At 75.5% G+C, this 17,859-nt stretch carries 17 protein-coding genes and 1 riboswitch; of the genes, 9 read left to right on the top strand and 8 right to left on the bottom strand.

The window, feature by feature from the left end:
* Positions 1-51: 51 nt before the first annotated feature.
* Positions 52-1,356, bottom strand: a complete 1,305-nt coding sequence (locus ABD363_RS31115) for a phytase (protein WP_344609650.1) — start codon at positions 1,354-1,356, stop codon at positions 52-54.
* Between the two features lie 284 nt (positions 1,357-1,640).
* Between ABD363_RS31115 and ABD363_RS31110 the strand changes: the two genes are divergently transcribed.
* The 3 genes from ABD363_RS31110 (at position 1,641) to ABD363_RS31100 (ending at position 4,044) form a co-directional block, all read left to right on the top strand.
* Positions 1,641-3,101 (top strand): aldehyde dehydrogenase family protein, encoded by a 1,461-nt coding sequence (locus ABD363_RS31110; RefSeq protein ID WP_344609648.1) that lies wholly within the window; start codon positions 1,641-1,643, stop codon positions 3,099-3,101.
* 201 nt (positions 3,102-3,302) lie between these two features.
* Positions 3,303-3,716 carry an SRPBCC family protein gene (locus ABD363_RS31105; RefSeq protein WP_344609646.1) on the top strand — a complete coding sequence of 138 codons (414 nt, stop codon included), beginning with the start codon at positions 3,303-3,305 and terminating at the stop codon, positions 3,714-3,716.
* Between the two features lie 19 nt (positions 3,717-3,735).
* On the top strand, positions 3,736-4,044 hold the full coding sequence (locus tag ABD363_RS31100; protein ID WP_344609644.1) for a hypothetical protein: 309 nt from the start codon (positions 3,736-3,738) through the stop codon (positions 4,042-4,044).
* Positions 4,045-4,082: 38 nt separating this feature from the next.
* Here the strand turns inward: ABD363_RS31100 and ABD363_RS31095 are convergent, their stop codons facing one another.
* Positions 4,083-6,218: a SpoIIE family protein phosphatase gene (locus ABD363_RS31095; RefSeq protein WP_344609642.1), complete on the bottom strand. Its 2,136-nt coding sequence runs from the start codon at positions 6,216-6,218 to the stop codon at positions 4,083-4,085.
* 199 nt (positions 6,219-6,417) lie between these two features.
* Between ABD363_RS31095 and ABD363_RS31090 the strand changes: the two genes are divergently transcribed.
* Positions 6,418-6,618, top strand: a complete 201-nt coding sequence (locus tag ABD363_RS31090) for a DUF3072 domain-containing protein (protein ID WP_344609640.1) — start codon at positions 6,418-6,420, stop codon at positions 6,616-6,618.
* A gap of 73 nt (positions 6,619-6,691) precedes the next feature.
* Entirely contained in the window at positions 6,692-8,428 is a 1,737-nt protein-coding gene (locus tag ABD363_RS31085; protein WP_344609638.1) for a RecQ family ATP-dependent DNA helicase, read from the top strand.
* A 142-nt stretch (positions 8,429-8,570) separates the two neighbouring features.
* Here ABD363_RS31085 and ABD363_RS31080 read toward each other — a convergent pair whose 3' ends face one another.
* The 6 genes from ABD363_RS31080 to ABD363_RS31055 all read right to left on the bottom strand — a co-directional run bounded on the left by ABD363_RS31080 (position 8,571) and on the right by ABD363_RS31055 (position 14,825).
* The gene (locus tag ABD363_RS31080) at positions 8,571-9,413 is read right to left on the bottom strand and encodes an RNA polymerase sigma factor SigF (RefSeq protein WP_425578045.1); all 843 of its coding nucleotides are present in this window, start codon (positions 9,411-9,413) and stop codon (positions 8,571-8,573) included.
* Positions 9,414-9,634: 221 nt separating this feature from the next.
* Positions 9,635-10,330 (bottom strand): ABC transporter ATP-binding protein, encoded by a 696-nt coding sequence (locus ABD363_RS31075; RefSeq protein WP_344609636.1) that lies wholly within the window; start codon positions 10,328-10,330, stop codon positions 9,635-9,637.
* Positions 10,323-11,354 (bottom strand): oligopeptide/dipeptide ABC transporter ATP-binding protein, encoded by a 1,032-nt coding sequence (locus tag ABD363_RS31070; RefSeq protein WP_344609634.1) that lies wholly within the window; start codon positions 11,352-11,354, stop codon positions 10,323-10,325. The genes ABD363_RS31075 and ABD363_RS31070 overlap by 8 nt, the downstream gene beginning before the upstream one ends.
* Positions 11,351-12,229 carry an ABC transporter permease gene (locus tag ABD363_RS31065; protein WP_344609632.1) on the bottom strand — a complete coding sequence of 293 codons (879 nt, stop codon included), beginning with the start codon at positions 12,227-12,229 and terminating at the stop codon, positions 11,351-11,353. Before ABD363_RS31065 ends, ABD363_RS31070 begins: the two co-directional genes overlap by 4 nt.
* A gap of 14 nt (positions 12,230-12,243) precedes the next feature.
* Entirely contained in the window at positions 12,244-13,212 is a 969-nt protein-coding gene (locus tag ABD363_RS31060; RefSeq protein WP_344609654.1) for an ABC transporter permease, read from the bottom strand.
* A 26-nt stretch (positions 13,213-13,238) separates the two neighbouring features.
* The gene (locus tag ABD363_RS31055) at positions 13,239-14,825 is read right to left on the bottom strand and encodes an ABC transporter substrate-binding protein (RefSeq protein WP_344609631.1); all 1,587 of its coding nucleotides are present in this window, start codon (positions 14,823-14,825) and stop codon (positions 13,239-13,241) included.
* Between the two features lie 203 nt (positions 14,826-15,028).
* A riboswitch (cobalamin riboswitch) is annotated at positions 15,029-15,211 on the top strand.
* Positions 15,212-15,241: 30 nt separating this feature from the next.
* On the opposite strand from ABD363_RS31055, the gene ABD363_RS31050 reads away from it, so the two are divergent.
* The 4 genes from ABD363_RS31050 to ABD363_RS31035 form a co-directional block, all read left to right on the top strand.
* Complete coding sequence (locus ABD363_RS31050) at positions 15,242-15,931, top strand: energy-coupling factor ABC transporter permease (protein ID WP_344609652.1); 690 nt, start codon at positions 15,242-15,244, stop codon at positions 15,929-15,931.
* Positions 15,928-16,296: an energy-coupling factor ABC transporter substrate-binding protein gene (locus ABD363_RS31045; RefSeq protein ID WP_344609630.1), complete on the top strand. Its 369-nt coding sequence runs from the start codon at positions 15,928-15,930 to the stop codon at positions 16,294-16,296. Before ABD363_RS31050 ends, ABD363_RS31045 begins: the two co-directional genes overlap by 4 nt.
* 4 nt (positions 16,297-16,300) lie before the next feature.
* Positions 16,301-17,050 carry a cobalt ECF transporter T component CbiQ gene (cbiQ, locus tag ABD363_RS31040; RefSeq protein ID WP_344609628.1) on the top strand — a complete coding sequence of 250 codons (750 nt, stop codon included), beginning with the start codon at positions 16,301-16,303 and terminating at the stop codon, positions 17,048-17,050.
* Positions 17,047-17,859 (top strand): energy-coupling factor ABC transporter ATP-binding protein (locus tag ABD363_RS31035; RefSeq protein WP_344609626.1); only part of this gene is annotated, 813 nt, incomplete at its 3' end. The genes cbiQ and ABD363_RS31035, both read left to right, overlap by 4 nt.

Here is a 17,859-nt window from a genome sequence, read left to right as displayed (position 1 = left end):
CCCTCAGCCGAGACCTGCGTCACCCGTCCACAACCTCCCCGGACAGAACAGCTAGTCGTCCTGGTCCTCCAGGGCCTCGACGACGTCGCCGAGGTCGACGAACTTGAAGCCCGTGGCGGCCCGCTCGCCGTCGGCGGGCGTGTCGTGGCCGTCCTGGACGACGAGCAGGCCGTTCGGGTACCTGGCGCCCAGCGGCTGGTCGAGCGCCGCGGCGCCGTCGCACTCCTCGGAGCCGTCGAGCGACGCCGAGGCGGCGGAGACGCGGAAGCCGCCCTCGTACTCGTTGTCCTCCCCGGGCTCCCGGTCGTAGGCGGCGAAGGTGTCGTCGCCCTGGCTGGAGGCGAGCAGGTGGCCGTCGCCGTCGGGCTCCGTGAGGAGGGTCAGGCCCTCGACGTCGGCGGACAGGTGCGATCCGCCGTAGCCGGGGTCCGGGCCGGCCACGCACTCCTCGGTGGCCTCGTCGTAGGCGGCCGGGACGCCGTACTCGCGGACCGTGTCGACGAGCGTCGGCGCGGTGGTGAGGTCGGCCCGCACGCGCCAGATGCCGACGTCCTCCTGGCCGGCGTACAGCACGCCGTTGCGCGGGTCGACGACCATGCCCTCGACCTGCGGCAGTTCGCCGGGCTCCGCGCAGGGGGACCAGGACGTGCCGTCGGGCAGCCGGAAGGCCGAGGGCAGGTCCAGGGTGCGGATCCTGCGGTACCCGACCTTGCCGTCCGCGGTGGGCGTCAGTTCGAGCAGCGCGATGCTGGTGCGTTCGCGTCGGCTGACCAGGGCGTAGGAGCGGCCGGTCGCCCGGTCGGTCCAGGTGGCGAGGCCGTAGGCGGTGCGCTGTTCGTTGATCTCGGCCTGGCCGGTGGAGAACACCGGGGCGGCGGCCGGGTCGGTGACGTCCGTGAGGGGGCGGCCGGGGACGGCCGGGTCGATGCGGTAGACGCGCAGCCGGTCGTTGCCCCGGTCGGAGGTGACCGCGACGTCGGCCCGGCCGGTGCTCAGCTTCAGGCCGTGCACGAGGTCGACGTTGTTGAACCGGCCGGGCGCGTCGTCGGGGCCGGGGCCGGGCGGGGCGGGGATCGACTGCACCAGCCGCGCGTCGAGGTCGTAGACGCGCAGCCCGCCCTCCTTGGCCGTGGCGACGACCAGGCTGCGGTCGGGAGCGGCGGCGTTGCGCCAGATGGCGGGGTCGTCGGCGTCGGCGTTGCCGCCCGCCTCGTCGTCGTACAGGGGGGCCGTCTGCGCGCGGGGCGGTACGGCCGGCAGGGTCGCGTCGCCGGCCGTCGCCGGCGTCGCGGTGAGGAGTGCGAGGGCCGTGGCGAGGGCGGAGACGCCGAGCCGTCCGGTCCGGGTGCGGGTCACGCGGGAGCTCCTCGGGTCGGGGGACACGACAGGACAGCAGGCGATCTTGGCGGGGCCGGGGGACGCCGCGCGGGCGCCGGCGTGAAGGGCGGGCACCGCGTGGACGAACTCCCGGTGCCCGGGCCGGGGGGCCGGTGCGTCCCCGGGGCGCCTTCCCGTACGATCCGGGACGGCTCCGGGGCCGCCGCGGCCCTCGCCCCTTGACGTGGTCGCCGCCGGGGCGGAACATGCGCGTAAACCGAATGTGAATCAAATTTCACCTGGCGAACCACGGAGCCCCCCGCATGTCCATCACCCGTGAGCTGTTCATCGGCGGCAAGGACGTCCCCGCCGCCTCCGGGCGCACCGAGGCCGACATCAACCCCTACACCGGCGAGGTGTACGCGCGGGTGGCCGCCGCCGGGCCCGAGGACGTGACCCGGGCCGTGGACGCCGCGGACGCGGCCTTCCCCGCCTGGGCGGCCCTGGCGCCCTTCGCCCGCCGCGCGATCTTCCTCAAGGCGGCCGACCTGCTGGACGCCCGCGCGGACGAGGTGGCCGACATCATGGCGCACGAGGCGGGCGGCACCCGCCCGTGGGCGCACTTCAACGTGGCGCTCGGCGCGAACGTCCTGCGCGAGGCCGCCGCCGCGGTCACCGCCCCGCGCGGCGACGTGCTCAGCGCGCAGGAGGAGGGCGTGCTCGGCCTCGCGGTCCGCGAACCGCTCGGCGTCGTCGCCGCGTTCGCGCCCTGGAACGCGCCGGTCATCCTCGGTGTGCGGGCCGTCGCCGCGCCGCTGGCCGCGGGCAACACCGTCGTCGTCAAGCCCAGCGAGGACGCGCCGGTCGCGTGCGGGCTGCTGATCGCCGACGTCCTGCGCGAGGCCGGGCTGCCGGACGGTGTCCTCAACGTCGTCACCAACGCCCGCGAGGACGCCGCCGAGGTCGCCGAGACGCTGATCGCCGATCCCCGGGTGCGCGCGGTCAACTTCACCGGCTCCACCGGCGTCGGCCGCGTCATCGGCGAGCACGCGGCCCGCCACCTCAAGCCCGCCGTCCTGGAACTGGGCGGCAAGAACGCGGTGATCGTGCTCGACGACGCCGACGTGGACTACGCCGTCGACGCCGCCTGCTTCAGCGTGTTCATGAACGCCGGGCAGATCTGCATGTCCGGCGACCGGATCCTGGTCCACGAGTCGCTGGCCGAGGAGTTCCTGACGAAGTTCACCGCCAAGGCCGCCGCCCTGCCGTCCGGCGATCCGACCGACCCGCGCACGGTGGTCGGGCCGCTGGTCAGCGAACGGGCCGCCCGGCGCGTGGCCGGGCTCGTCGAGGACGCCGTGGCCAAGGGCGCGAAGGTCCTCGTCGGCGGCGGCGCGCCGGACGGGGCGGTCCACCCGGCCACCGTCCTGGCCAACGTGCCCAAGGACGCCGAGCTGTACTACGGCGAGTCCTTCGGCCCGCTGTGCACGGTCGAGACGTATCCGGACGACGACACCGCCATAGCCCTGGCCAACGACACCGAGAACGGCCTGACCTGCGGCGTCATCACCGAGAACGCCACCCACGGCCTCGCCGTCGCCCGGCGGGTGCGCACCGGCATCGTGCACATCAACGACCAGTCCGTCGCCGACGAGCCCCACGCCCCGTTCGGCGGCGTCAAGGCGTCCGGCTACGGGCGCTTCGGCGGCCGCTGGGGCATCGAGGCGTTCTCCAGCACCCGCTGGGTGACCATCGCCACGCAGCAGGCGCACTACCCCTTCTGATCGCCGCGCCCGCCGCGCGGCGGCACGCCGTCCCCGCCCGGCCGCACCCCTCCCCCCGCCGCCGGGCGGGGACGGCCCGGTTCGCGGACCGGGCCGCTGGGTACCCGGCGCGTCCGGGCGGGACCCGGGGCCGCGCCCTCGCGGGCGGGGACCGGCCGTCCCGTCCCCCGCCGTACGCCCCGAGCCGAGGACGGTGTCGCAATGACCGAGTACGAACGTTCCCGCACGATGCCGGCACAGCCGGAGCACATCTTCGACCGGGTCGCCGACGTGGACCGGCTGGACACCTGGCTGCCCGACGCCCTGCACGTGAACGCCGGCGACCCGCCCGCCGTCACGGTGCACGAGGACCGCACCGACGAGGACACCTCCGCCCTGCTGCGCGCCCAGCGCGAGCAGATGCGGCTCGAATGGGGCACCCGCGACCAGGGCAGCTACGCCGGCTGGCTCCAGGTCGCCGGCATCGGCAGCGGCGCCAGCGAGGTGACGGTGCACCTGTCGTTCTTCGACGACAGCCACGATCCGGGCGAGAAGGCCGTGCGGGACGCGCTGGACACCAGCCTGCGCCGCCTGGAGGAGCAGGTGCGGGGGCACGCCGGCGACGCGGCCGGCTGACCGGCGGACCGGACACGTCATGGCACGCGCCAAGCAGTACGCCGTCGCCGCCTCCGGACAGTGGACCGACGAGGAGGAGGGCCGCCGCAGACTGCCCGCCGGCGAGGTCCACGCCTGGGAGCCGGGCCTGAACCAGACGGTCTGCGGGCTGTCCCTCAGCCGCTCCCAGCTGATCCGCTTCCCGCACGTCACCTGGCAGGACGCCTTCCCCGAGTCCGGCGGCTCGGCGGACCGGGTGCAGCGGCTGTGCCCGCGCTGCGCCTCGGCCGCCGGGCGCCGCGGCACCGACGCCCGTCCGCGGTGGCGCCGCGTCAACCCCCGCCCGTAGCGCCGCACGGCCCTCCCCCGCCCGGCGGGCGGGGACGGCTACCGGCCGGCGGGGCCGGGCTCCCCGGCCAGGTGCAGCACCAGGAGCGCGGTGTCGTCGATGCGCCGCCCGGTCCCGCCGGCCTCCCGCACCAGATCGTCGATGAGCAGGTCCAGATCGCGGTCGTCGGCGCGGGCGAGATGGCGGGCGAGCCGCGCGATGGAGTCGTCGAGGTCGACCCCGGGCGCCTCGACGAGACCGTCCGTGTACAGCAGGAGCATCAGCCCCGGGGTGAGCGGGATCTCGGTGACGGGGAAGCCGGCGTCGGGGTCGATGCCCAGGAGCGGTCCGGGCGGGACGTCGAGGGGCCGGGCGCCGCGGCCGGGCAGCCGCAGCAGGGGCGGCGGGTGCCCGGCGCTGGCCAGGGCCGCGCGCCGGCGGGCGAAGTCGAGGTGGGCGTAGAAGCAGCTGGTGAACAGGTCGGTGCCGAGATCGGTGAGGAGCCGGTTGGTCCCGGCCAGGACCCGGTCGGGGGCCGGGCCGAGGGCCGCCTGGGCGTGGACGCCGGTACGGACCTGCCCCATCAGGGCCGCGGCGGCGACGTTGTGCCCCTGGACGTCGCCGATGACGGCCGCGGCGGCGGTGTCGCCGAGCCGGATCAGGTCGTAGAAGTCCCCGCCGATGTCCATGCCCCGGGTGGCGGGCAGATAGCGGGCGGCGACCCGCAGGCCGGTGACGGCGGGCAGGGTGCGCGGGAGCAGCGCCTGCTGCAGGCCGTGGGCGAGTTCGTGTTTGGTGTCGTACAGGCGGGCGCGGTCGAGGGCCTGTGCGACGAGCCCGGCGAGCGACGTCAGGACGGCGCGTTCCTCGGCCGGGAACTCGTGGGGGGCGTCGTAGGACAGCACGCAGCAGCCGACGGGCCGGCCGGAGATGACCAGCGGCAGGAACGCCCAGGCCTGCTTGCCGCTGATCCGCGGGGCCCTGGGGTGGAAGCGCCGCATCTCCTCCGGGTCGGCGAGGAATGCCGGGACGCCGCTGTCGAGGGCGCGCCCGGCGGGGGTGAGGGAGGTGTCGAGGGGCAGGCCGTCGAGGCTCTCGACGGCCTGGCGGGTGTAGCCGCGGTGGCCGGTGATCCGCAGCCGGCCGGCGTCCGCGGTGGACAGGACCAGGCCCTGGGCGCCGAAGGCGGGCATGATCTGGTCGGCGACCAGGTCGATGACGTCCTGGACGCCGACGACCTCGGTCAGCGCGGCGGCCAGGTGGGTGAGCTGGTAGAGCTGGCTGGCGCGGGCCGGCCGGGCGGCGCGCGGGGTGCGAGGGAGCGCCGGCAGGGACGGGGGCCGCTCACCGGTGTGCACGATGCGCACGCTGATGCCGCTGGCGTCCGGGTAGAGGTGGAAGTCCAGCCACACGCCCGGCGGGCGGCACGCGGTGAAGACGACGGGCTCGCGGCTGATCACCGCGGCGCGGTAGCGGTCCTCGTGGACGGGGTCGTCGAGCCAGCGCAGGGACTGCCACGGCAGGGTGCCCAGCAGCTGGCCGGGGTCCCGGTCCAGCAGGTCGCCGGCGCCGGAGCTCACATAGGTGAAGCGTCCCTCCAGGTCGAGGGCGCAGCTGCCGCCGGGCAGGCGCTCGGCGAAGTCGGCGGCGGCCATCGCCGGGCTCTCGGGCGGGTGGCCGGTCCCGGTGGGAAGGACCCGGGGCGGGCCGCCGCGGCCGGGGGGCCGGCCGCGCTCGGCGGCCTCCTCCAGCAGCCGGGCCAGCCGCCGGCAGCTGGCGGAGATGTTGCTCCGCTCCCGCCCGGTCATGTACGGCGGCCGGGTGGCCGGCCAGATCAGCAGCAGGGCCCCCCACGGCCGGACGCCGGTGACGGGCGCGGCGACCAGCGCGACCGGGTAGGGAAGCGCCATCGCGGTGCGCGGATAGGAGCGGGCCATCTCGCCCTGACTGCCCAGCCACACGATGCGGTCCTCACGGACCGCGTCGGCCACCGGGGCCCGGCCGGCCATCGGGACCCTCGTCCAGGGTTCGGCCAGCCCGGCCGGCGCACCGCACAGCACCTCCAGGCGCAGCAGCTGCTCGTCGGGCGCGAGCAGGTACAGGGCGCCGATGGACGCGCCCGTGCGGCGCACCGTCTCGGCGAACGCCGCGTCCAGTGCGCCGGTGTCGGTGGCCGGATCACCCGTACTGGTCACGAGCCACCTCCAGCGGCGCGGCGAGGGCTCCCGGACGGCCGCGCTCCCCTGCGGACGCGGCACGCACGTACCGGACGCACCCGATCCGCCCCTATGAGGACGCTACGCCCATACGGGTCGGGCGGCACCCTTCGCGGGGCGCACCGGACGCCGGGCCCGCGGGGTGGGGAGGAACGCGGAAACGGGGTAGTCGGAGTCCATGAGCGAAGCAGATCCCCGCAAAGACGTACAGGACTGGGCGACCGGGGACGAACCGGCCACCGGTCCGCAGCTGAGCTATCTGCGCACCCTGGCCCGTGAGGCGGGCGAGGAGGTCCCGCAGGACCTCACGAAGGCGCAGGCGTCCCGGATGATCGACCGCCTGCGGCAGGCCTCGCCCCGCACGGGCGGCGGCGCGTGACCGGGCCGCGCCGGCCCGCGGCCGGTCTGTCGGAATCCTGCTGACCGAAAGAAGAACCGAAAGAAGAGGTGCCATGCCGCAGGACAAGGCCCGGAAGGATCGCGGCGTCGCCGACCGGGTGCGCCGGACCGCCGCCGACGTGTTCGGCTGGCGGGAGCTGCGGCCGGGCCAGCTGACCGCGATGGAGGCGGTCCTGGCGGGCCGCGACACCCTGGCGGTCATGCCGACCGGGGCGGGGAAGTCGGCGGTGTACCAGGTGGCCGGGATGCTGCTGCCCGGTCCCACCGTCGTCGTCTCCCCGCTCATCGCCCTGCAGCGGGACCAGATCGCCGGTCTGCCGAGCCACGGCGCCCCGGACGCCGTCGCGGTCAACTCCGCGCAGCCGGCCGGGGAGACCGAGGCCGCCTGGGAGGCGGTGCGGCACGGCGACGCCGAGTACCTGTTCCTCTCCCCCGAGCAGCTGGCGAAGGACGAGGTGACCGAGCGGCTGGCCCAGGCCGGGCCCTCGCTGTTCGTCGTCGACGAGGCGCAGTGCGTCGCCGCCTGGGGCCACGACTTCCGTCCCGACTACCTGCGTCTCGCCCAGGCGATCCAGCGGGTGGGCCGGCCCACCGTCCTCGCCCTGACGGCCACGGCCGCCCCGCCGGTGCGCGAGGAGATCGTGCAGCGGCTGGACATGGCGGACCCGGCCCTGGTCGTGGCCGGCTTCGACCGGCCGAACATCACCCTGGAGGTGCGCCGGTTCCAGCAGGACGCGGACAAGCGCCGGGCGGTGGTGGAGCGGGCCGCGGCGGAACCCAAACCCGGCATCGTCTACACCGCCACGCGCAGGGACGCCGAGGAGTACGCCGCCGAGCTCGCCGCGCTGGGCCTGTCGGCCGCGGCCTACCACGCCGGGCTGGCCGGCGGTGAGCGCTCCCGGGTGCACGACGCCTTCCTGGCCGGTGAGACGGACGTGGTGGTCGCCACCTCCGCCTTCGGGATGGGCATCGACAAGGAGGACGTGCGGTTCGTCCTGCACGCCTCCGTGCCCGGTTCCCTGGACGCCTACTACCAGGAGATCGGCCGGGCCGGCCGCGACGGCGCGCCCGCGGTCGCGGTCCTCCACCACCGGCCGCAGGACAGCGGGCTCCAGCGCCTGTTCGCCACCCGCGCGCCCGACGAGGAGACGCTCGGCGAGGTCGCGGAACAGATCCACGACCAGGACGGCGCCGTCGCGCTGGACGAGGTCGGCGAGCGCACGGACCTGTCCCGCCGCCGGGTGACGGCCGCGGCCAACCTCCTGGAGCAGGCGGGAGCCGCGCGCACCGACGCCGACGGGCAGGTGCGTCCCGTTCCCGGGACGACGGCCGAGGAGGCCGCCGCGCGGGCGGCGGAGGAGGCCCGGGCGCGGCGCAGGCTGGAGCGGTCGAGGCTGGAGATGGTGCTCGCGTACGCCGACACCACGGGCTGCCGCCGGCGCTTCCTGCTCGGCTACTTCGGCGAGCCCTACGACCCCCCGTGCGACGCCTGCGACGTGTGCCGCTCGGCCGGACCGGCCGGCTCGGCCGCCGAGGGCACGGTCGTCGAGGGGGCCGGGAACGCGGGCGGCGCCCGGCCCGCGCACCCGGCCGCCTCCGCCTACCCGGTGGGCACCCCGGTGCGGCACGGCGAGTGGGGCGACGGCACGGTCATGAGCGAGGAGGGCGACCGGATCACCGTCCTGTTCGACTCCATGGGGTACCGGACGCTGTCCCTGGCCGCGATCGCCGGCAAGGGGCTGCTCACCACGCGCACGGAGCCCGCCGACGGGCCCGGGGACCGGTCATGACGCCGGCGGCACCGGCGGCCGGTGCCCGGTGAGTCCGGGAGGGGACGTCCCGGCGCCGCGGCGCGCCGAGGCCCTCACCGCCGAGGGGCCGCCTCGCCCCGGCCCGCACGCCCGGCGGCGGCGGGGCGGGCGGCCGTGCGGTTCAGTGGGTGCTGAGCATGCCTTCGCGCAGGCGGGCCAGCAGGCGGGAGATCAGGCGGGAGACGTGCATCTGCGAGACGCCGAGGCGTTCGCCGATCTCCTTCTGGGTGAGCTCCTCGACGAACCGCCAGTGGATGATCTGCCGGTCCCGCTCGTCGAGTTCGGCGATCATCGGGGCCAGGGCGTGGAAGTCCTCGACCAGCTCGATGGCGGCGTCGTCGGCGCCGATGAAGTCCGCCAGGGCCGCTTCGCCGTCCTCGCTGCCGTTGATGGCCGCGTCCAGGGAGGCGGAGTTGTAGCCGTTGGCGGCCAGACGGGCCTCGACGACCTCCTCCTCGGGCAGGCTCATCAGCTCCGACAGCTCCTTGGTCGTCGGGGTGCGGCCCAGCCGGCTGCGCAGCTCCTCGGTGGCGCGGGCCAGCTGCACCCGGGCCTCCTGCAGACGCCGGGGCACGTGCACGGCCCAGGAGGTGTCCCGGAAGAACCGCTTGATCTCACCGACGATGTACGGCACGGCGAAGGAGGTGAACTCCACCTCGCGGGACAGCTCGAACCGGTCGATGGCCTTGATCAGGCCGATCATGCCGACCTGGACGATGTCCTCCATCTCCTCCGGCCCGCGGCTGCGGAAGCGGCCGGCCGCGAAACGGACCAGGGACATGTTCATCTCGATCAGCGTGTTGCGCGCGTACTGGTACTCGGGCGTGCCCTCCTCCAGCACCGCCAGCTGGTCGAAGAACAGCTTCGACAACTCCCGCGCGTCCTTGGGTGCCACCTTGGACGGATCCACGATCTCCGGCATGTCGGCGGTGCGCTCGGCAGCCTGCACGGTCGTCGTCGCCACGTTGTTCCCTCCCAGTCGATCGGCCCCGTCGTCGTCGGTTCATCGGCCGACGACACACCGCATACCCCGGTCCGCCGCATGCATGTCCCGGGAATCCCGGTCCGTTCCGGCCGGGCCCGGCGCGGTGCCGGGACGGGCCCGGCCGCGGGGCCCGTCCCGGCGGCGGAAGAGCCGGGCCGCGGCCGTACGCCCCCCGGCGGCCGCGCCGCCCTCGGCGCTCCCTAACCGGCTCGGGCGCCGGCGGGCCGCGCCCTTCCCCCGGCGGCCGTCAGGGTCTCCCAGTGGACGGTGCGGTCGCACCAGCGGTGCAGGAGCGTGCGGTCGTGGCCGATGGCCAGCAGGCCCGCGCCGGTGGCCGCGCGGTAGTCCTCGACGACGGCGACCAGGGCGGCGGTGGTGGAGGCGTCGAGCATCGCGGTCATCTCGTCGCAGATCAGCCACCGCGGGCGCAGGACGAGGGCGCGGGCGAGGCAGGCGCGCTGCAGCTGGCCGTCGCTGACCTCGTGGGGGCGTCTGCCCAGCAGGTCCGGGGTCAGGCCGACGGCCGCGGCCAGTTCGGCGACCCGGCCCGGTACGTCCTCGCGCCGGCCGGTGGCGCGCAGGGGTTCGGCGATCAGGTCGGTGAGCCGCAGCCGGGGGTCGGCGGCGAGACGGGGCTGCTGGAAGACCACGCCGACGGCGGTCCTCAGCTCCCGCGGGGCGCGGTGGCGCCAGCGCCGCACGGGCTCGCCGTCCAGGAGGAGGGTTCCGGAGCGGGGGCGGTGCAGGAGGGCGGCGACGCGGGCGAGGGTGGATTTGCCACAGCCGCTGGGGCCGAGCAGGCCGACGGCCTCGCCGGGCGCGACGGTCAGCGAGACGTCCCGCACCACGGGGGCGCGCCGGTCGTATCCGGCGGTGATGGCGCGCAGTTCAAGCACGGATGTCCTCCGGTGCGGGCGGGGCGGGGCGGGGCTGCTTCCGGCCGGGGGCCGGGAGCGGATGGTGGCAGGCGACCTCGCCGGTCGTCGCCGGGGGGACGGCGCAGGCGTCCGTGGCCCGGTCGCAGCGGGCGGCGAAGGCGCAGCCGTCGGGGAGGTCGCCGAGTTCGGGGGGCAGGCCGGGGATGGGGGCGAAGGCCCGGTCCGGCAGGGCCTGCAGGAGGCCGCGGCTGTAGGGGTGGCGCGGGCCGGGGGCGCCGAAGAAGGCGGCGGCGTCGGCCAGTTCGACGATGCGGCCGGCGTACATGACGGCGATCCGGTCGGCGACGCGTTCGGCCGCGGCCAGGTCGTGGGTGATCATCAGCAGGGCCCGTCCGGTGCCGTGCGCGGCACCGGGGGCGGCGGGGGCGTCGACGTGGCGCCGCAGTTCGTCGACCGTGCGGTCCACCAGGTCGCGGTCGAGTCCGGTGGTCGGTTCGTCGGCCAGCAGCAGGGGCGCGTCCCCGGCCAGGGCGAGGGCGAGGGCGGCGCGCTGGGCGAGGCCGCCGGACAGTTCGTGCGGGTGCCGGTCGAGGTGGTCCGCGGGGAACGCGGCCCGTTCGGCGGCCGCCTGGGCGGCGGCGCGCAGGGCGGCGCGTCCCCGGGTCCCGGTCAGCGCGGCGACCGTCTCCTCCAGCTGGGAGCGGACGGTGCGCACGGGGGTGAGGTGGGCGGCGGGGCTCTGCGGGACGAGGCCGATCAGGCGGCCCCGGACCGTGCGGGCGAGGGTCCGCTCGTCGGCCGCGAGCAGGTCGAGGTCGCCGAGGAGCGCCTCGCCCGCGGTCTGCGCGTTGGCGGGGAGCAGGCCGAGGAGGGCGGAGGCGAGGACGGACTTGCCGCAGCCGCTCTCGCCGATCAGGGCCAGGCACTCGCCGGCCGCCACGTCGAAGTGCGCGTCGGTCACCGCGTGGACGCGGCGCCCGCCCGGCATGAGGAAGCGCACCGACAGGCCGCGCACCGACAGCACGGGGGTCGACTCGGTCACAGCATGAGCTCCGATCGGCGGCGGGGGTTGATCCGCTCCCGCCAGGCCCCGGCGAGACCGGCGATGGCGAGGGTCGGGACGATGATGAACAGGCCGGGGAACAGGGTCGGCCACCACTGCCCGGCGAGCAGGGAGCCCCGCGCGCTCTGGATGAGGGTGCCGAGGCTGGCCGTGTGGGTGGGCAGTCCGAGCCCCAGGAAGGACAGCGCCGACTCGTGCCACATGGCGTGCGGCACCATCAGGACGGCGGCCAGCGCGGCCTGCGGCAGCACACCGGGCAGCAGGTGCCGTACCGTCACCCGCCACCGGGAGGCGCCGCCGGAGACGGCGGCGTCGATGTACGGGCGGGCGCGCAGGGAGAGCACCTCGGCGCGCACGATCCGCGCGGTCGACAGCCAGTGGGTGAGCGCGACCGAGACCACCACCGGCCAGACGCCGGGCCGGAACATGGCGACGACGAAGATGCCGAGCAGCAGGTGCGGCACGGACGAGACCGTGTCGACCAGCCGCATCACCGCGCGGTCGGCCCAGCCGCCCAGCGCTCCGGCGGTGGCGCCCACGGCGGTGCCGACGACGGTCGCCGCGAGGGCGGCCGCGACGCCGACGAGCAGGGAGACCCGCAGGCCGTAGACGCAGCGCAGCAGCAGGTCGCGGCCGACGTCGTCGGTGCCGAAGGGGTGCGCCCAGGACGGCGGTCGCAGCTTGGCGGCCAGGTCGACGGCCTGCTGGTCGAGCTGGACCAGCGGTGGCACGAGCAGGACGGCGAGGGCGGTCGCGGCCAGCAGCGCGGCGCAGACGCGTACCCGCAGGGCTCGGGTGGGGCGGCGGTCGGTGCCGTGCGACCGCCACGCGGGTTCGCGTACGGCTTCAGCCATGGGAATCACCGGTGTCACATCTCATGAAGCGTCACCCTCGGGTCGAAGAGTCCGTAGAGCAGGTCCGCGAGCAGGTTGCCGACGAGGACGGCGACGGTGGCGAGGGTGGTCAGCGCGGCGAGCAGCGGGAAGTCGACGGCGGTGGCCGCCTCCACCGTGGCCGCGGCGATGCCGGGCCAGCTGAACACGCTCTCCACCAGCAGGGCGCCGGTGATGAGTTCGGGGACGCGGGAGCCGACGAGGGTGAGGACGGGCAGCAGGCCGGAGCGCAGGGCGTGGCCGAGCAGGACGGTGCGTTCGCTCAGGCCGCGGGCGCGGGCGCCGCGTACGGGGTCCTCCGCCAGCGCGTCGCCGACGCCCTGGCGGACGTAGAGGGTGAACCACGGGAGCTGGGAGACGGCGAGCACGCCGGCGGGCAGCACGAGGTGCCGCGCGACCTGGCCGGGGGTGACCTGTTCGCTGGCCGTGTCCGTCAGCCCTCCGGCCGGGAGCACGCCCGCCCGGAGGGCGAACAGCCAGACGGCGAGCAGCGCGATCCAGAAGACCGGCGCGGCCTCCAGTCCGTAGGCGAGCGAGGTGACGGCCCGGTCGAGCACGGATCCGGGGCGGCGGGCCGCCAGCACCCCGAGCAGCGTGCCGGCCAGGACGGCGGCGGCGAACGCGACCGCGCACAGCAGCGTCGACCACACCAGGCGTTCGCCGATCACCTGGGTCACCGGCTGCCGCATCACGCTGGAGTGGCCCAGGTCGCCGCCGAGCGCGGAGGTCAGCCACCGCCACCAGCGCACGGTGAAGGGCTGGTCCACGCCCAGGTTGGCCCGCAGCCGGTCCAGGGTGTCCTGGTCGGCGCCGAGGGCGGCGGTGCCGGCGTAGGCCTTGACGGGGTCGAAGGGGGAGGCGGCGGCGATCGCGAACACGCCGAAGGTGACGACGAGCAGGACGGGGACGGCGAACAGGGCCCGCCGTCCCGCCAGGCGGGCCATCGCTCCCCAGGGCAGGGACGTCCGGGTCACTTCTTCGGCCGCCAGTCCTCGAGGTTCCACCAGGGGCCGCTGGCGAAGCCGTGCTCGTGCGGCTCGACCTGCGTGGTCAGGCCGTCCCAGCGGTCGGCGAGCACGTAGACGTGGTCGATGTGGGTGAGGAACGTGTACCCGGGGTCCTTCACCAGCTCGCGCTGGAGCGTGTCGTAGGCGGCCTCGCGGGCGGCCGGGTCCTGGCTGCGGCGGCCGGTGTCGAGGGCCCGGTCCACCGCCGGGTTGTCGTAGTGGGCCATGTTGTTGAAGCCGTCGCCGGCGAGGGAGGAGTGCAGCATGGTGTAGAGCCCGAAGTCGGGGTCGCCGGTGCTGCCGAAGCCCGCGAGGACCGCGTCCCGGTGCATCCGCGGCTCGATGACCTCCCAGGTGGCGCTCTCGACCGTCACGTCGATGCCGGCCTTCTTGGCGTCGGAGGCGTAGGCGAGGGCGTGGTCCTGGCGGACCTTGTCGCCCGAGGGGTAGAGCAGGGTGAACGCGGCCCGCCGGCCGTCCTTGACGCGGATGCCGTCCGCTCCGGCCTTCCAGCCCGCCTCGTCCAGGATCCGCCTGGCCCTGCCGAGGTCCCGGGAGCGTTCGACGCCCTCGGCGAACCAGGGGTCGTCCTCGGGCAGCGGCCCGTACGCGGGGCGGCCGGCCCCGTCGAGGATCTTGTCCACCATGGCCTCGCGGTCCACGGCGGCGTCCAGGGCGCGGCGGATCGCGCGGTCGCCGGTGACCTCGCCGGCCGTGGGGAGGGTGACGGCGCGGAAGTCGTAGGACCGCGCCTCGTGGACCTTCCTGTTCGCGTCGTCGTCGAAGGCGGCGGCGAGGTTGGGCGGGAGGACCGCGCCGTCCAGGTCGCCGGAGCGCAGCCGGGTGGCGCGCACGTCGTCGTCCTCGACGATCGCCATGGTGACCGTCCTCACCTTCGGTGTGCCGCCCCAGTAATGCGGGTTGGCCTTGAAGGTGAGCTTCTCGCCCTTGCGCCAGTCGGCCAGGACGTAGGGGCCGGTGCCGACGGGCCTGGTGTTGAAGGAACCGGTGTTGGGGTCCTGCTTCCCGGCGATGTGCTCGGGGACGATCGGCAGCACCGTGCGTCCGGCGAAGGGCGCGTACGGGTACTTCAGCGTGAAGACGACCCTGTCGTCGCCGTCCGCCCGCACCTCCTTGACGGCGTCCAGTTCGCTGCGGGAGCTGTTGTTGGTCTTCCCGTCCAGGATGGTGCGGTAGGTGAACACGACGTCGGCGGAGGTCAGCGGCTCGCCGTCGCTGAACTTCACGCCCTCGCGCAGGGTGTAGGTGTACGTGCGGCCGCCGTCGCCGACCTCGGGCAGCGCCTTCGCCAGCGCGGGTCTCAGCCGCAGGCCGGCGTCGCGGGCGAGCAGGCCGTCGAAGATCTTGGAGTTCCCGTCCTTGCCGTAGCCGAGCAGCGGGCTGAGGGTGTCCGGCTCCGAGGCGACCCCGATCACCACGGAGTCGGCGGACCCGCCGGCCGCCTCACCACCGCCGGGTGCCGAGCACCCGGCCATCCCGGTGACCATCGCCGCCGCGACGACGGTGCCTCGTATCCGCCGCGTCCCCATACGCCTCACGCCCTTACTGCCGATGACAGGTTGTTGCATATTAATTGCAGCTGGCGGGTGCGCGGGGACCGGGACCGGCACACGCCCCCGGGGCGGCAGGCGTGCGTCCCGCGGGGGCGGCGGCGCGGGCGCGGGCCGCCGCGAGGTGCCGGGCGCCGCCTTCGCGCCCCTGGTCGCGGCTTGTCACCGACCGGGTGCGGGCACTACTATCACCACGCCTTGGTGCACGGGAAATCCGGTGTGACACCGGTGCGGCCCTCGCCACTGTGATCGGGAAGTCCGGCTCCGGCCCTCACGGGCAGCCACTGGGTCCTCGGACCCGGGAAGGCGGAGCACGGGCGGTGGTACCCGTCAGCCAGGAGACCGGCCAAGGCGCGTCAACCATCCACGAGGTGCTGGAGAGGGTCTGCCGAGCCATGCACATAGCCGAGGGGTTCCTTCCCCCGGCGCACGCGGTCGCCTGGGGCGTCGCGTCGGCGCCGTTCGTCGTCCACGGAGTACGGTCGCTCACCCGTGAGGTCAGGGAGCACCCCGAGAGCACTCTGCTCCTCGGCGCCGCGGGGGCGTTCACGTTCGTCCTGTCCGCCCTGAAACTGCCCTCGGTGACCGGGAGTTGTTCGCACCCCACCGGCACGGGGCTGGGCGCGATCCTGTTCCGGCCGCCGGTCGTGGCGGTGCTGGGCACCATCACGCTGCTCTTCCAGGCGCTGCTGCTCGCGCACGGCGGCCTGACCACGCTCGGCGCCAACGTCTTCTCCATGGCCATCGCCGGGCCCTGGGCCGGGTACGGCGTCTACCGGCTGCTGCGGCGCTGCGCCGCGCCGCTGATGGTCGCGGTGTTCTGCGGCGCGTTCGTCGCCGACCTGTCCACCTACTGCGTCACCAGCGTGCAGCTCGCGCTCGCCTTCCCCGACCCGGGCAGCGGATTCCTGGGCTCGCTCGGCAAGTTCGGCTCCGTCTTCGCCGTCACGCAGATCCCGCTCGCGGTCAGCGAGGGGCTCCTGACGGTTCTGGTGATGCGCCTGCTGACGCAGTCCAGCAAGGGCGAGCTGACCCGGCTCGGGGTGCTGCCGGCCGGCGCGGGGACCGGGGCGGTGGCCCGGTGAGCCGGAACGCGAGGATCAACACCCTGCTGCTGCTCGCCGTGGCGGCGCTCGCGGCGCTGCCGCTGCTCCTCGGGCTCGGCGACCACAAGGAGCAGCCGTTCGCGGGCGCCGACGCCGAGGCGGAGACCGCCGTCACCGAGATCCGGCCGGACTACGAACCGTGGTTCTCGCCCCTGTACGAACCGCCCTCCGGTGAGGTCGAGTCGGCGCTGTTCGCCCTCCAGGCGGCTCTCGGAGCGGGCGTCCTCGCCTACTACTTCGGCCTGCGCCGGGGGCGGCGCCAGGGCGAGGCGCGGGCCCTGGCCCGGGAGGCCGCGGATCCGCGGAGCGGTGCCGGCGGATCCGCCGCCGGAGGAGGAGCCTGACCCCGTGCTGCCGATCGACGCGGCGGCGCACGGCAGCCGCTGGCGCCGCCGCCACCCCCTGGACAAGGCCGTGCTCGGGCTGGGCCTCACCGTGCTCGCGATCTCGCTGCCGCCCTGGCCGGGCGCGGCCCTGGTGCTGGCGGCGGCGCTGGCGCTGCTGCTGGGCCCGGCGGGCGTGCCCGGCCGCCGGCTGTGGCGCGCCTACCGGCTGCCGCTGGGTTTCTGCGTCACGGGCGCGCTCCCCCTGCTCGTCCGGGTCGGCGGGCCCGGCGGGTTCGTGACCCTGGCCGGGGACGGGCCGGTCCGCGCCGGGGAACTGCTGCTGCGCACCTCGGCCGCCTCCCTCGGCGTGCTCCTGTTCGCCTTCACCACCCCGATGTCCGACCTGCTGCCCCGCCTGGCCGGGGCCGGGGTGCCGGCACCGGTCGTGGACGTCGCGCTGGTGACGTACCGGATGAGCTTCCTGCTCCTGGACTCCGTGCGCCGCGTCCGGCAGGCGCAGGCCGCACGGCTCGGGCACACCACCCGGGCCGCCGCCTGGCGGTCCCTGGGCGGGCTCGGCGCCACCGCGTTCGTCCGGGCCTTCGACCGGGCGGCCCGCCTCCAGGACGGTCTGGCCGGACGCGGTTACGACGGCACCCTGCGCGTCCTGGTGCCCGAGGCCCGTGTCTCCGTCCGCTTCGTGGGCGCCGGCATCGCGCTGCTGGCGGCTCTGACCGCCCTCGGCCTCGTCCTGGAAAGGCCGCTGTCATGAGCGACTTCGACCGCGTGCTGGTCGCCCTGCGGGGCGCGTCCTTCGCGTACGAGGACGGCCCGGCCGTGCTCAGCGGCCTCGACTTCGAGATACGCGAAGGGCGCGCGCTCGCCCTGCTCGGCCGCAACGGCAGCGGCAAGACCACCCTGATGCGGCTGCTCAGCGGCGGACTGCGGCCGCACACCGGCGAACTGGTCGTCGAGGGGCGGCCGGTCGCCTACGACCGCAAGGGCCTGACGCGGCTGCGCACGACCGTCCAGCTGGTCGTCCAGGACCCGGACGACCAGCTGTTCGCCGCGTCCGTCGCCCAGGACGTGTCGTTCGGGCCGCTCAACCTCGGCCTGCCCGACGCCGAGGTGCGGGCCAGGGTCGACGAGGCGCTCACCGCCCTGGACATCGCCGCCCTGGCCGACCGTCCCACCCACCTGCTCTCCTACGGGCAGCGCAAGCGGGCCGCGATCGCGGGCGCCGTCGCGATGCGGCCCCGGGTCCTCGTCCTCGACGAGCCGACCGCGGGACTGGACCCCGACGGCCAGGAGCGGCTGCTCGCCACCCTGGGCGAACTGCGGGCGCGCGGCACGACCGTGGTGATGGCCACGCACGACGTCGACCTCGCCCTGCGCTGGGCCGACGACGCGGCCCTCCTCACCCCCGGCGGCGTGCGCACCGGCCCCGCCGCCACGACGCTCGCCCGCGCGGACCTGCTCCGGCAGGCGGGGCTGCGGCTCCCCTGGGGCGTCGCGGTCGCGCGGCTGCTGCGCGCGCACGGCCTGCCGGCCGGCGCGGCGCCGGGCCGGCGCACCCCGGAG

It is taken from the genome of Streptomyces glaucus, from assembly GCF_039533365.1.
In the GTDB taxonomy this organism is placed as follows: domain Bacteria; phylum Actinomycetota; class Actinomycetes; order Streptomycetales; family Streptomycetaceae; genus Streptomyces; species Streptomyces glaucus.
The sequence above is the reverse complement of the archived record's forward strand: the minus strand, read 5'-3'. Positions and strand labels throughout refer to the sequence as shown.

Bases quoted from the DNA above. Each gene is read 5' to 3' on its own strand.
- ABD363_RS31110 (WP_344609648.1), top strand. From the start codon at position 1,641: ATGTCCATCACCCGTGAGCTGTTCATCGGCGGCAAGGACGTCCCCGCC.
- ABD363_RS31105 (WP_344609646.1), top strand. From the start codon at position 3,303: ATGACCGAGTACGAACGTTCCCGCACGATGCCGGCACAGCCGGAGCAC.
- ABD363_RS31100 (WP_344609644.1), top strand. From the start codon at position 3,736: ATGGCACGCGCCAAGCAGTACGCCGTCGCCGCCTCCGGACAGTGGACC.
- ABD363_RS31090 (WP_344609640.1), top strand. From the start codon at position 6,418: ATGAGCGAAGCAGATCCCCGCAAAGACGTACAGGACTGGGCGACCGGG.
- ABD363_RS31085 (WP_344609638.1), top strand. From the start codon at position 6,692: ATGCCGCAGGACAAGGCCCGGAAGGATCGCGGCGTCGCCGACCGGGTG.
- ABD363_RS31065 (WP_344609632.1), bottom strand. From the start codon at position 12,229: ATGGCTGAAGCCGTACGCGAACCCGCGTGGCGGTCGCACGGCACCGAC.
- ABD363_RS31060 (WP_344609654.1), bottom strand. From the start codon at position 13,212: ATGGCCCGCCTGGCGGGACGGCGGGCCCTGTTCGCCGTCCCCGTCCTG.
- ABD363_RS31055 (WP_344609631.1), bottom strand. From the start codon at position 14,825: ATGGGGACGCGGCGGATACGAGGCACCGTCGTCGCGGCGGCGATGGTC.
- ABD363_RS31050 (WP_344609652.1), top strand. From the start codon at position 15,242: ATGCACATAGCCGAGGGGTTCCTTCCCCCGGCGCACGCGGTCGCCTGG.